The organism is Streptomyces sp. NPDC043427 (assembly GCF_056436655.1).
Genome location: NZ_JBWKCC010000002.1, coordinates 468,431 through 481,219 on the forward strand (window position 1 = coordinate 468,431; position 12,789 = coordinate 481,219).

At 68.9% G+C, this 12,789-nt stretch carries 15 protein-coding genes; 7 read left to right on the forward strand and 8 right to left on the reverse strand.

The features are described 5' to 3' along the window. Positions 1-113: 113 nt before the first annotated feature. Entirely contained in the window at positions 114-497 is a 384-nt protein-coding gene (locus tag AC067M_RS06020; RefSeq protein ID WP_478695750.1) for a VOC family protein, read from the reverse strand. A gap of 78 nt (positions 498-575) precedes the next feature. On the opposite strand from AC067M_RS06020, the gene AC067M_RS06025 reads away from it, so the two are divergent. Continuing rightward, entirely contained in the window at positions 576-956 is a 381-nt protein-coding gene (locus tag AC067M_RS06025) for a hypothetical protein (protein WP_478695751.1), read from the forward strand. Here AC067M_RS06025 and AC067M_RS06030 read toward each other — a convergent pair. Continuing rightward, positions 883-1,923 carry an NAD(P)-dependent alcohol dehydrogenase gene (locus AC067M_RS06030; protein WP_478695752.1) on the reverse strand — a complete coding sequence of 347 codons (1,041 nt, stop codon included), beginning with the start codon at positions 1,921-1,923 and terminating at the stop codon, positions 883-885. The genes AC067M_RS06025 and AC067M_RS06030 overlap by 74 nt on opposite strands. Before the next feature lie 172 nt (positions 1,924-2,095). Here AC067M_RS06030 and AC067M_RS06035 point away from each other — a divergent pair, with 172 nt between their 5' ends. Then, positions 2,096-3,016, forward strand: coding sequence for a helix-turn-helix domain-containing protein (locus AC067M_RS06035; RefSeq protein WP_478695753.1), 921 nt, complete (start codon positions 2,096-2,098; stop codon positions 3,014-3,016). Positions 3,017-3,043: 27 nt separating this feature from the next. Here the strand turns inward: AC067M_RS06035 and AC067M_RS06040 are convergent, their stop codons facing one another. Beyond that, complete coding sequence (locus AC067M_RS06040) at positions 3,044-3,814, reverse strand: globin domain-containing protein (protein ID WP_478695754.1); 771 nt, start codon at positions 3,812-3,814, stop codon at positions 3,044-3,046. A 91-nt stretch (positions 3,815-3,905) separates the two neighbouring features. Further along, entirely contained in the window at positions 3,906-4,667 is a 762-nt protein-coding gene (locus AC067M_RS06045) for an alpha/beta fold hydrolase (protein WP_478695755.1), read from the reverse strand. Positions 4,668-4,730: 63 nt separating this feature from the next. Here AC067M_RS06045 and AC067M_RS06050 point away from each other — a divergent pair, with 63 nt between their 5' ends. After that, positions 4,731-5,162 carry a MarR family winged helix-turn-helix transcriptional regulator gene (locus AC067M_RS06050; protein ID WP_478695756.1) on the forward strand — a complete coding sequence of 144 codons (432 nt, stop codon included), beginning with the start codon at positions 4,731-4,733 and terminating at the stop codon, positions 5,160-5,162. Between the two features lie 126 nt (positions 5,163-5,288). Here AC067M_RS06050 and AC067M_RS06055 read toward each other — a convergent pair whose 3' ends face one another. Both AC067M_RS06055 and AC067M_RS06060 read right to left on the reverse strand, forming a co-directional pair. Beyond that, positions 5,289-5,972, reverse strand: coding sequence for an ABC transporter ATP-binding protein (locus tag AC067M_RS06055; protein ID WP_478695757.1), 684 nt, complete (start codon positions 5,970-5,972; stop codon positions 5,289-5,291). 52 nt (positions 5,973-6,024) lie between these two features. After that, the gene (locus AC067M_RS06060; protein ID WP_478695758.1) at positions 6,025-7,464 is read right to left on the reverse strand and encodes an ABC transporter permease; all 1,440 of its coding nucleotides are present in this window, start codon (positions 7,462-7,464) and stop codon (positions 6,025-6,027) included. A 172-nt stretch (positions 7,465-7,636) separates the two neighbouring features. Between AC067M_RS06060 and AC067M_RS06065 the strand changes: the two genes are divergently transcribed. After that, on the forward strand, positions 7,637-8,680 hold the full coding sequence (locus tag AC067M_RS06065) for a hypothetical protein (RefSeq protein ID WP_478695759.1): 1,044 nt from the start codon (positions 7,637-7,639) through the stop codon (positions 8,678-8,680). A gap of 65 nt (positions 8,681-8,745) precedes the next feature. Beyond that, complete coding sequence (locus AC067M_RS06070) at positions 8,746-9,498, forward strand: MBL fold metallo-hydrolase (protein WP_478695760.1); 753 nt, start codon at positions 8,746-8,748, stop codon at positions 9,496-9,498. Positions 9,499-9,635: 137 nt separating this feature from the next. Here AC067M_RS06070 and AC067M_RS06075 read toward each other — a convergent pair whose 3' ends face one another. After that, on the reverse strand, positions 9,636-10,886 hold the full coding sequence (locus AC067M_RS06075; protein ID WP_478695761.1) for a L,D-transpeptidase: 1,251 nt from the start codon (positions 10,884-10,886) through the stop codon (positions 9,636-9,638). A 236-nt stretch (positions 10,887-11,122) separates the two neighbouring features. Then, positions 11,123-11,485, reverse strand: coding sequence for a hypothetical protein (locus AC067M_RS06080; protein ID WP_478695762.1), 363 nt, complete (start codon positions 11,483-11,485; stop codon positions 11,123-11,125). 109 nt (positions 11,486-11,594) lie between these two features. Here AC067M_RS06080 and AC067M_RS06085 point away from each other — a divergent pair, with 109 nt between their 5' ends. Beyond that, positions 11,595-11,954 (forward strand): LAETG motif-containing sortase-dependent surface protein, encoded by a 360-nt coding sequence (locus AC067M_RS06085; protein ID WP_478695763.1) that lies wholly within the window; start codon positions 11,595-11,597, stop codon positions 11,952-11,954. 42 nt (positions 11,955-11,996) lie between these two features. Beyond that, on the forward strand, positions 11,997-12,788 hold the full coding sequence (locus AC067M_RS06090; RefSeq protein ID WP_478695764.1) for a hypothetical protein: 792 nt from the start codon (positions 11,997-11,999) through the stop codon (positions 12,786-12,788). Position 12,789 lies beyond the last annotated feature (1 nt).

A 12,789-nucleotide genomic window follows, 5' to 3' on the forward strand; every position in this document is an offset into this window, starting at 1 on the left:
GAGCAGGCGAGCGTGACGGAGGGTGCGTCGAGCAGGGAGAGAAGGCCCTCGTCCTGCGCCCGGGCGCTGCCGGTACCGATGCGGAGCGCCGCCGCGACGGAGGCGCCGACGGGTCAGCTCCCGCTGCCGTACGGCCGCGTCAGGATCTCCAGGTTGTGGCCGTTCGGGTCGTCGAAGTAGGCGCCCCGGCCGCCGTCGTTGTGGTTGATCTCGCCGGGGCGGCTGTGGAAGGGGTCGGCCCAGTACGTCAGACCGGCCGAGCGGACGCGGGCGAAGATCGTGTCGAACTCGTCCTCCGACACCAGGAACGCGTAGTGCTGCGGCGTGATCTCGTCGGGCGACTCCACGTAGTCCAGGGTCACGCCGTTGGGGATCTCCACCGGGATGAACGGGCCGTACGGCTCGCTCACCTCCAGGCCGAGGATGTCGGCGAGGAACCGGGCGGAGGTCCTCTTGTCGTGCGCGGCGACGATGGTGTGGTTGAGCTGGACGGTCATGGTGAGGGCCTCCCTACGCGTGTACGCCGTGGACTCCCACCACCCACGCTAGGCGACCTGCTCGCCCGGCGGCGCGGTATGCAACCGAGCCGGTTCGTGCTGACCGGTGTCGGGATCGGTGTGGCGGCGTCCGCCGTCGTGCAGCTGTACCTCGCGGACAGCGAACCGGGGGCCGCCGAGCAGGTCAAGCTGTGGCTGACCGGCAGCCGGAACGGGCGGGGCTGGGCGCAGGCCCGGCCCCGCCCGCGCTCGTGCTGTCGCTGTGCCTGCCCGCGCTGGTGTGGGGTCACCTGCGCGGCCTCAAACCCCCGGACGCCCCTCGACGCAGCGCGTCCCCGGCGCGCACACCCGCGCCGGGGACGTGGAACGCGACACCCGCCCGCGATCAGATCGTCGCCGTGTCGATCACGAACCGGTACCGCACATCGCTCGCGAGGACCCGCTCGTACGCCTCGTTGATCTGGTCCGCGCGGATCAGCTCGATCTCCGCCCCGAAGCCGTGCCCGGCGCAGAAGTCCAGCATTTCCTGGGTCTCCTGGATGCCGCCGATGCCGGACCCGGCGAGGGTCTTGCGGCCGCCGATCACCGAGAACAGGTTCAGGGCGACGGGCTCCTCGGGCGCTCCCACGTTGACGAAGGCGCCGTCGGTGCGCAGCAGGGACAGGAAGGCGTCCAGGTCGAGCGGGGCGGAGACGGTCGACAGGATCAGGTCGAAGGTGCCGGCCAGCTTCTTGAAGGTCTCCGGGTCGCTGGTGGCGTAGTAGTGGTCGGCGCCCAGCTTCAGGCCGTCGTCCTTCTTGCGCAGCGACTGGGACAGGACCGTCACCTCCGCGCCGAGGGCGTGCGCGATCTTGACGCCCATGTGGCCGAGGCCGCCCATGCCGAGGATCGCGACCTTCTTGCCGGGTCCCGCGTTCCAGTGGCGGAGGGGGGAGTAGGTGGTGATGCCGGCGCAGAGGAGGGGCGCGGCCTCGTCGAGCTTGAGGCCGTCGGGGATGCGCAGCACGAAGTTCTCGTCGACGACGATCTTCTCGGAGTAGCCGCCGTAGGTCGGCTCGCCGTTCTTGTCGAGGGCGTTGTACGTGCCGACGCTGCCGCCGGTGCAGTACTGCTCCAGGCCGGCCTTGCAGTTGTCGCACTCGCGGCAGGAGTCGACCAGGCAGCCGACGCCCACGCGGTCGCCGACGGCGTACTTCGTCACGCCCGGGCCGACCTCGGAGACGACGCCCGCTATCTCGTGGCCGGGGACCATCGGGAAGATCGCCTCGCCCCAGCCCTCGCGGGCCTGGTGGATGTCGGAGTGGCAGATTCCGGCGAACTTGACGTCGATCAGGACGTCGAACTCGCCGACCGTGCGGCGCTCGATCGTCGTGCGCTCCAGCGGAGCCTTGGCAGCGGGTGCGGCGTAAGCGGCAACAGTGGTCATGCCGGGGGTTCTCCTAGCAAAGGGTTCCGTGCCCGGCTGCCTTCTGCCGGGCACGGGACCCAGCCTGCCAGGTCCCCGGGAGCCCACCCAGGCCACGGCTTTGCGTACGTCCGCTGTGCCTACCACTGGCGGGGGCAGGCTCGTGTGCGTACGACCGTGAATACTGAGACGTATGGACGAACAGCCCGAATCCGTCATCGAACCCGCGGCAGCCGGGGCGCTGGACCGGCGTGCCGAGCTCAGCGAGTTCCTGCGCACCCGGCGGGCCCGGCTGAAGCCGGAGGACGTGGGGCTGCCGGACTTCGCGCGCCGCCGCAGGGTGCCGGGGCTGCGGCGGGAGGAGCTGGCGCAGCTGGCCGGCGTGTCCGTGGCGTACTACACGCGCCTGGAGCAGGGCAACGGGCGCAACGTGTCGGCGGAGGTGCTGGACTCGATCGCCCGCGCGCTCAGGCTGACCGACGCCGAGCACGCCCATCTGACACATCTGGCGAAGCCGAAGCAGCACAAGAAGAAGTCGGCGGCGCGCACACAGCAGCCGCGGGCCTCGCTGCGGCACCTGCTGGACGCGATGGACGTCCCGGCGCACATCGGGGGGCGGCGCTCGGACATCCTGGCGTGGAACCGGATGGCGGCGGCGTTGTTCGGTGACTGGGCGGAGCTGCCGCCGGCGGAGCGCAACTGGGCACGGCTGGTCTTCCTGCGGCCCGAGTACCGCGAGCTGTTCGTGGACTGGGAGCAGAAGGCGATCGACGTGGTCAGCTATCTGCGCATGGACGCGGGCTGCCATCCGGACGACCCGAAGCTGTCCGCCCTGGTGGGCGAGCTCTCCGTGAAGAGCGAGGAGTTCCGGCGGCTGTGGGCCACCCACGACGTCAAGGAGAAGGGCTACGGCATCAAGCGGATGCATCACCCGCTCGTCGGCGACCTGTCCCTCTCCTTCGAGTCGTTCCGCCTGACCGAGGACGGCGAGCAGACGCTGATCACGTACCACGCCGAGCCCGGCTCCCCGTCCGCGGAGGCGCTGCGCCTGCTGGCGAGCTGGGGCACGGACGCGACCCGGGCGGGCAAGGGGTCGGCGACGCCTCGGGGCTGACGCCGCCCCGTCACCCGTGCGGCCCTGTCATCCCTGGTACGGCGGCGCGGCACCCCAGTTCCACTTCGGCACCGGCTGCTCCGTCGGCCGCTGGGCGTCCGGGCCGGAGAAGTACACCGCCAGGCGTGTGCCCCACTCGATGTACGCGAGGAACGCGGAGCGGAACTCGGCGTCCGTGGGAAGGCCCGCCTCGTCGGCCGCGTCCTGGATGAGGTTGACCCAGCGGCGGCGCTGGGTCTCGGAGATGTTCTTGCCGAAGTGCTTGGCGACCATGTGGCTGTGGCCGCCCTGGGTCGCGGTGTAGCGGGCGGGCCCGCCGAAGACCTCCGCGAGCCACAGGGCGACGTGCTCGGCGTGGTCGGGGGCGAGCCCGGCGAAGAGCGGGGCCAGGAGGTCGTCCTTGACGACCTTGCCGTAGAACACCTCGGTCAGGCGGGAGAAGGCCTCTGCGCCGCCCGCCCAGTCGTACAGCGTGGCGACGGCCGCGCCCGTGCCGCGTACGTCGGTGGGCCGGTAGTGGCGCATTTCCTCGATGTCGCTGACGTAGGGCCGGATCTCGGCGAGGAACGGCGGGAACAGCTCGGAGGTGCGGAAACCCTGGAGGTGGTCCTTGGTGGAGGTCCAGGTGATGCGCAGGATGTAGTGGTCGGGGGCCTCCTCGCAGCGGGCGAGTTCGTAGTCGACGCACTGGGGTGAGGCGGCGAGCGGGGTCGCCGCGCGCGCGTAGGCGGCGAGGAACTCGGCCGACCGTTCCTCGGGGACGCGGTACCGGATGTATTCGACTGTCTGAGCCGTCATGGGGTCACGCAAGCACGAACGGCCTGCCGGACGCTCCTCTTCCGGCGCGCTGTTCGCTCAGCGCTCAGCGACAGCGCCTGTTTGACCGTCCTCAGCGGCGCCCGGTCTCCGCGGCGAAGGCATCGAGCAGGGCGAAGGTGCGCGCAGGCTGTTCGAGATGGGGCAGGTGGCCCGCTTCCGCCACCACTTCGAAGCGGGCGTTTCCGAAGGAAGCGGCGTACTCCTTGCCGTACGCCGGCGTCACGATGCGGTCGCTCTCGCCCCACAGGACGAGGGTGGGGGATGTGACGGCCGCGAGGCGGGGGCGGAGGGTGGGGTCGTTCATGGCGGGGCCGCCGGAGAAGACGCGCAGGGTAGCCATGTTGGCCTGGATGACGGCGAGTCGCTCGGCCGGGAGGGTCGCCGGGTCTGCGTAGAAGCGCTCGGAGTCGTGGTACGCGTACTCGGCGACGCCCCGCGCGTCGAGGGCGAAGACGTCCCGGACCGGTTCTCCGTCGACCTCGATGCCGACCGAGTTCATCAGAACGATCCCGCTGATCAGACCCTCCGTGTCGGCCGCGGCCAGCTCGGCGCCGATCCAGCCGCCGAGCGAGGAGCCGATGACCAGGACGTCGGACAGGTGGCGGTCGCGCAGGAGGCGGAGGTAGGCGGCGGCGAGATCGGCCACGCGGGTGCAGCCGTCGGGCCGGGACGTGCCGTTCCAGCCCGGGTGGGTGGGCAGCAGGGTATGGGCGGTCGCGGCGAAGTGCTCGGCGATCGGGGCGACGGTGACGGGACCACCGCCGCCGTGCAGGACGAGGACGGGGCGGCCGGCGGCGGGGCCGGATTCGGTGAGTGTCAGCTCCGAGGTCATGACAGGACTCTAAGTAAGGATGTTTATATAAGCAAGCTTAGTCATGGTGCTAGCCTGATGAACATGCCCGTTGAACTGCAGATCCTCGGAAGAGCCGTGAAGGCCGCCCAGTACCGCCAGCACCGAGCACTGGACACCCGCCTCACGTCCATCGGCAGCACGCTCGCGCAGTGGGACGCACTACGGGCGATCGGCCGCACGCCGGGCGCCAGCGCGCGGGAGCTCGCGGCGGCGACCTTCCAGAGCGAGCAGGCGTTCGGCACGCTAGGCGGGCGACTGGTGGCGCAGGGACTGGTGGACCGGCGCCCCGGGCGCGGCCGGCGTATCGAGCACCACCTCACACCCGAGGGGGAGCGGATCCTGAAGGCGGGCCACGAGGTGGCGGAATCGGTACTCGCGGAGTGCTTCCAGGGCCTGACGGAGACGGAGCGGGAGGCGCTGCTCGGGCTGCTGCGGAAGATCGAGGGGCGGCCCGAAGGCGAAGGCAGAGCGTAGGGCCGCACGTGCCTCCCCAGCCGTACATACACGTGCAAACCCCCCGGAACACGCAGTGTGCCGGGGGGCGAACAGGCGCCTCGATACACCTGAGAGGTGGTGAGGGAGCGTTCGGGGAGACGCCGTTCAGGAGCCGACGTTCTCCTTCACGGTGATGCTGCCCTTGCGGATGGTGGCCACGCGGGGGGCCTTCCTCGCGATCGCGGAGTCGTGGGTGACCATGATGAAGGTGAGCCCGAGCTCCTTCCACATGCGCTCCAGTACGTCCATCACCTCGTCCCGCATGTCCTCGTCGAGGTTGCCGGTGGGCTCGTCGGCGAGCAGCACCTTCGGCTGCTTCACCAGCGCGCGGGCGATGGCGACGCGCTGCTGCTGACCGCCGGACATCTCCCCGGGCAGATGCCCGAGCCGCTCCCCCAGCCCGACCGACCTCAACGCCTCGGCGGCCCGCTCCCGCCGCTCCTTCCCCTTCACTCCGAGCGGGACGAGCGCGGTCTCGACGTTCTCCTGCGCGGTGAGCGTGGGAATCAGGTTGAACGACTGGAAGACGAAGCCTATGTTCTCGCTGCGCACCTTGGTGAGCTTGGCCTCGGACAGCTTGCCCAGGTCGGTGCCGTCCAGGACGACCTCCCCGGAGGTGGGCCGGTCGAGCCCGCCGAGCATCTGCAGCAGCGTGGACTTGCCCCCGCCGGTGGGACCCTGGATGACCAGCCGGTCGCCGTCGGGGATCGTCAGGTCGACGCCGTCGAGCGCGAGGACGGCTTCCTTGCCTCGGGTGTAGCGCTTGGTGACGCTTCTGAGTTCGTACATGGTGGGTGCAACTCCTGTTGTCGGATACGGGTGTTCGGGCCTGCGGCCTCGGCTACTCCACGCGCCGCAGCGCGTCCGCCGGCCGCAGCCGGGACGCCCGCCAGCCACCGAACGCTCCGGCGATCAGACCGCCGGCCACCGCGAGCCCCACCGCCAACGCGACGGTCGTCAGACTCACCGGCGCGGTCAGCGCGACGTCCAGCGTCCTGGCCGCCGCCTGCCGCCCGGGCCCACCGAAGCCGCCGCCACCACCGGGCCCGCCCGTTCCTCCGCCGCCCAGTTGGGCCTGGAGAGTCGGGCTGACCGCCGTGACGACGTACGCGCCCGCCAACCCGAGTGCTATGCCCAGCACCCCGCCGAGCAGCCCGTTCACCATGGCCTCACCGACGACCTGCCGAGTCACCCGCCCCGACTTCCAGCCCAGCGCCTTCAGCGTGCCGAACTCCCGCACCCGCCGCGACACAGCGGACGAGGTCAGCAGACCGGCGACCAGGAAAGCGGCCACGAGCACCGCGATGGACAGCCACTTGCCCACGTTGGTGGCGAGGCTGGACGCCGTGGAGAGGGAGCCGGACACCGTGTCCGCGAGGTCCGCGGAGGTCGTCACGGTCGTACCGGAGACGTTCTTCTGGATCGCGGACTTGACGGAGTCGATCTTCTGCGAGTCGGTCGCCTTGACGTAGATCGTGGTGACCTTGTTCTTCGAGTCGCTCAGCGTCTGCGCCTGCGCCAGCGGAACGTAGAGGTTGGCTGCCGAGTCCCCGCTGTCGGCCGTCGCGACGCCGATCACCTTGAACTTGACGCTCTTGATGGTGACCGTGCTGCCGACCTTGAGCTTCTTTTCCTTGGCGTACGCCGAGTCGACGACGGCGACCTTGGCGTCGGTCTCGGAGGTCTTGAACGTACGGCCGCTGGTGATCTTCGAGGAGGTCAGCGGGCCGAGCTGCGGCTTGGCTACGTCGGTACCGAAGACGGAGTAGCTGTTGACGTCGAAGTCGGCGCCGCCTCCGCGCACTTCGCCCTGTGACTGGCCGCCGAAACCGCCCCGGCCGCCCCCGTTGCCGTTCCGCTCGAACTGCCCGCGGGTGAACTGCCCACTCACCTTGACGACTTGGAGGCTGAGCCCGCCGACCGCCTCGGAGACCCCGCTCTGGTCATCGACCTTGGTGACGGTCGAGGTGGCCAGGGTCTGAAAGCCCCGCACCATCACGCGGTCGGTGCTCTGCTCCGCGTCGTCGCCGTTGTCCTGCGCGTCGAACCGGAAACGCGGCCGCTGAGAGGCGTCGGCGGTGGGCTCGGCCGCCTTGGTGACCGTCATGTCGGTGCCCAGCCCGTACAGCGACTCGAGGACCTTGTCCTGGGCCTTCCCCATCCCGGAGGACACGGAGTTGACCACGATGACCAGCGCGATGCCCAGCGCGAGCCCGGAGGCGACGACGAGGGCCGCCTTTCTGCGGCGGCGCAGCTCGCGCCTCAGGTAGGTGAAGAACATGCGCCGCAACGTAGGGACCGTCCGTGATGAAGGGATAAGGCCTGGATAAGAGGAGGATGAGAAGGCTCTGGGCGGGACCTGTGCGGGCGGGCGCCCAGGCCACCGGATTGCGAAGCACCCGGTGTTGGGGTGCAATGAAGTAGGGGCGCTCCACAGCCGGCTGGGGGCAGAGATGCCAAGCGTTCCACCGACGGACGAGAACGGCGATGTCGCCGAACACAGAAATTCCTCCTGGTCTCAGCGCAGCACCGCCCACATCGCCGACCTTCAGGGGCAGATCAACAGCCTGAGGAATCAGGTTTCGGCTCGAGACGCGGAATTCCTCAAAAAGGCGGAGACACACCTCGAGGCCGCGAGAAGGTCGCTGAAGCAGAAGAGCCGTAAGGAACGGTTCACAGGAAAAGCGACGGACAGGGCACTGGCGAACATCCACGAGGCCGAAGTCGCGATACTGCGCATCCTCCCGGACGAGGATCTGCGGTGGAAGGGACTGCCGGTCCTCGCGGAGGCGCGGCTCCATCTGCACCAGGACGACCTGCGGTTGCAGCACCTGGAGAAGAGCCTGGGAGCGGACCCCACACAGGCCACCGCAGAGCACCGGGGACTGCTCGTCAGCACCCTGCACGCCGCATACAAGGCGGAGGAGTCGGAGCGGGCGAAGGTCCGCAGTTTCACCCAGATCCTGTGCGCGGCGACGACCGTCATGGCGTTGATCGCCCTCGCCCTCGCCCTGTGGGCCCTCACCGAACCGGACGTCGGTGCGCGCTTCTGTTTTCCGGAGAACCCCGACGACCCCAAGTCGAAGATGAATGTGTGCCCATTCGGAGACAGCCCGGACTGGGAAGGCGTGTGGTTCATCGAATTCGTCGGCATGCTCGCGGCCGCCGTCGCCGGAGCGGTTTCCCTTCGCCAGGTCCGAGGAACGGCCGGCCCGTATCACGTGGCAACCGCACTGCTCCTCCTACGGCTTCCCGTCGGCGCCCTCACCGCCGTGATCGGGATCCTCCTCCTCAGCGGACAGTTCTTCCCGGGCCTCACAGCACTCGACACACCCGACCAGATCATCGCCTGGGCCATCGCTTTCGGCATCCTCCAGGAAGCCGTCACCCGTTCCGTCGACCGTCAGGGCCAGTTCCTGCTGGAGAACGTCAGGACGTCGGGCCGCGATCCGGAAGCCCCCGGGGAGAAAAAGAAGTCGAAGAAGAAGGAACCTTGACGTCCGCTCCGACGGCCGGAAAAAATCCCCGCTCCTGACCGCCGAGGGAACTATTGTCATGTGACATGCGACTGACCGTTCTCGGCGGCTGCGGCGCGTGGCCCACCGCAGTCCAGGCATGCAGCGGCTACCTCGTCGAGTACGCCGGCTTCCGTCTGCTCATCGACCCCGGGTACGCCACGCTGCCACGCCTGCTCGAGCACCACACCGTCGACGCCATCGACGCCGTGCTGATCAGCCACGGCCACCCCGATCACTGCGCCGACCTCAACCCTCTCCTGCGTGCCCGAGGCCTGAGTGACACGCCGCCGCCGGCCTTGCCGGTCCACGCACCCCACGGCGCGGTCGACGCCGTTCTCGCGCTCGACAAGCCGAGCATGCTCGCCGAGGCGTACCGCCTTCACGAGTTCAAGCCCGGCGACCGCTTCGACATCGGCCCGTTCAGAACCGATACCTGGCTCCTGCCGCACTTCGTGCCCAACGCCGGCATCCGACTGACCACGCCGGAAGCCGTGCTCGCCTACACCGGCGACACGGGTCCGAGCCCCGACATCCCACGGCTCGCCCAGGGCGCCGACCTGCTGCTGTCGGAGGCCACGTACGTCCACGAGGTACCGACCGCGGACGCGCCGTATCTGCTGACCGCGCGCCTGGCCGGCCGGTACGCGAGCCAGGCGGGCACCGCCCGGCTCATGCTCACCCACCTGTGGCCGGGGACAGATCCGAAGGCCGCACACGAAGCAGCCACGGAAGCCTTCCGGGGCTCCCTCGACATCGCCACCCCCGGGCTCGTCACCAACCTCGCCCAGGGAGGCTGAACGCTGACCGACGAGCCATCAGCTCCGCCTGGGCGCTCAAGGGTCAGCGGCTGTGGCTCTGGAAAGCCCGAAGGCGGCCACCCTCCATGGGTGGCCGCCTCTCGGTCAGTGGGCCTGCTTCAGCGGAGCGGGACCGCTCAGGCCGCCGAACCCGACTTCCACTGCTCCCAGCTCATGTTCCAGCCGTTGAGGCCGTTGTCCGGGGCGACGGTCTTGTCGCCGGTGTTCTGGACGATGACGACGTCACCGACCATGGAGTTGTTGTAGAACCACGCGCCGGGCGTGCTGGGGTCGTTGGCGCCCTTGGCGTCCTGGAGACCGACACAGCCGTGGCTGGTGTTCACCGAGCCGAAGATGGACTTCGCGCCCCAGTAGTTGCCGTGCACGAACGTGCCGGAGTTGGTGAGGCGGATGGCGTGCGGCACGTCCTTGATGTCGTACTCGCCCTTACCGTCGTCGTCGGTGAAGCCCACGGTCGCGCCGTTCATGCGCGTCTCCTTGAACTTCTCCGACATCACCATGATGCCTTCGTAGGTCTTGTTGTCGGGCGAACCGGCGGAGATCGGGATGGTCCTGATCGTCTTGCCGTCCTGCGTGACCTTCATCTGCTTGGTCTTCGCGTCGACGGTCGTGACCTGGTTGCGGCCGATCTTGAAGGTGACCGTCTTCTGCTGCACGCCGTAGACCCCGTTGGCGCCCTCCACCCCGTCAAGCGCGAGCTTGAGCGTGACGGTGGAGTTCTCCTTCCAGTAGTCGTCGGGACGGCAGTCCATGCGCAGGCCGCTGAACCAGTGGCAGGCGACCTCCTGGCCGCTGCTGGTGGAGACCGTGATGCCCTTCTGGACGGCGGCCCGGTTGGTGATCTCCTTGTTGAAGTTGATCGACACGGGCATGCCCACACCGACGGTCGAGCCGTCCTCGGGCGTGAAGTTGCCTATGAAGCTGTTGGCCGGGGACACCGTGGTGAACGACGCGTTCTCGTGGGCCTCGCGGCCGTCGGAGTCCTTCGCGGTCGCGTTCAGCTTGTAGGTGGTCGAGCGCTCAAGCTGGGTGCTGGGCTTCCAACTGGTCTTGTCGGCGGAGAGCCGGCCCTCGACGGCGGTGCCGTCGGCGGCCGTCATGGTCACCTGAGTGAGCGTGCCCTTGCTCACCTTGACGGCCGCGGAGTTGTTGATCGAGGCGTTGGAGGACCCGTCCTTGGGCGTGATCTCGATGTCGGCCTCGGACGCCTTCTCGGCCGCCGCCTCGTCGGCCTTGGCCTGCGATGTGTCCTTGCCTCCCTTGTCGGAGGCGCCGGCGTCACCGTCGGAACACGCCGAGAGCACCAACACACCGCCGAGCAGTGCGGACGCGGCCATCAGGCGCCTGCGCCGCTTACTGTTCGTCATCACTCGCTTCTCCATGGTTGCCGAATCCCCAAAAGCCCGAGAGTCCCCGTTAAGAATCTTCAACGCTACGACCGGTTCGTCCCGTTCCACATTCCTCGCATGTGTGGGGCACACCACTCCGCCTGGTCCTGGCGATCCGCTGGGGTGGGTGGTGCGGCTGTCGGTCCGTGCGCCCCCTGAGACGACGAAACCCCGGGCGGCGGTTGCCGTCCGGGGTCACGAATTCCCCAAGACGCTCAGCCGATACCACCCGCGCGCCCGACACCTTCGTCGTCGCCGTCCTCGTCCACATCATCCTCGTCGAGGTCCCAGTCCGGCGAGTCCGGATCGTAATCAATCGGCTCACTCGACCAGGACGCCTGCTGGAGTTCGACCCCCGGCACCTCGCTGACCAGGTCGAACGGCTCGACGAGGTAGGCGAGGGCCTCCGCGGTGTCTTCCGTCACAGCGCTCTCGGCGTGCGCCCGCTCCGCCTCCGGCATGTCCTGGTCGTCGGCCAGGCGCCGCAACGCGGCCTTGGTCAGCGCGTCCTCGTCGTCGATCTCGAGGACAAGTTCAACGCGAAGGCGGACAAATCGTGATGTCTCTGGAGTGCTCATGCCGCGAGCGTAAGGCCGGATGGTTCCGTGACTTTCCCGTGACCCGCACCTTTCACTAACATCGCCCCACACGGCCAATTCGCCAGCGCTACAAGGGGATCGATATTCCGTGTCACCTGCTTGCCGTTCGTTGCTGACCGCCACCGCCGCGGGGACCCTCCTCGGGGCCCTGTGGTTCGTCCCGTCCGCCAACGCGACGCAGGACGCCGCGGCCAGAACGGAGGCCCCCGCGACCACGACGACGCAGGTCACGCAGGCGAGGGCGGCGTCCGACAGCCAGGCGCGGGCGGCGTCCGACACCACGTCGACCACCACTGAGGCCACCACGGCCGACGCCGCGAGCGGCACCCGACTCGCCGACACGGGAAGCTTCGACACCACTCCGTACGTCGCCGGCGGCACGATCTGCCTCGCGCTGGGAGCCGGGTTCGTCGTCTACTCGGTACGCCGGGAACGTCTCGGTTTTTGAAATTGCTTGACGTGCTCTTGACCGGCAGCTCATAGTCCGCCCATGAAGAGATCATCGGGGGCGCGGCTGTGCGCCACGGCTGCACTGGGCGCACTGTCGCTCACCCTCCTCACGGGCTGTTCCGACGAGGGGTCGGACGACGCCAAGGACAAGGGCTCCGCGGGTTCCTCCTCGTCGTCGGCCCCGGCCGCGAAGGCGCGGACCACGGCCGAGTTGGAGAAGCTGCTCCTCGCCAAGGGCGAGGTCAAGGGCTACAAGGTCGCCTCGGGCGATGACACCCTGCCGAAGTCGAAGAGCGACGTGAAGGCCGACAAGGCCGAGTGCGCGCCGCTCGCGTACGCCATGTCCGGTCTCGCACCGGGCGAGACGGAGGCGAACGCGAGCAACACCGTCACCGAGGACAAGGCCTCGGCCGCCGCCTCCAAGTCCCCGGGGGACATCAGCGAGGACGACATCGCGGACGCCTTCAAGGTCGACATGACCTTCGTGGGCCTCTCCTCCTACGACGGTGACGGCGCCGAGAAGGCCCTCAAGGCCGTCTCCGACGGCGTCAAGGCCTGCTCCGGCGGCTTCGGCATCACGGCCCAGGGCGAGAAGCAGAAGATCACCAAGGTAGCCGAGGGCAAGGCCTCGGGCGCCGGTGACCAGTCGGTGGCGTTCTCCGTGGGCTCCGACATGGACGGCCAGGGCACGGCCACCTTCAACACCGAGGTGGTGCGCGTCGGCAACATCGTCGCCACGTACTACACGGTGAACTTCGCCAATCTGGAGACCGGCAAGGCGGCCGAGATCCCGACGGCCGTGATCGAGGGCCAGGCGGCCAAGCTCAAGTGAC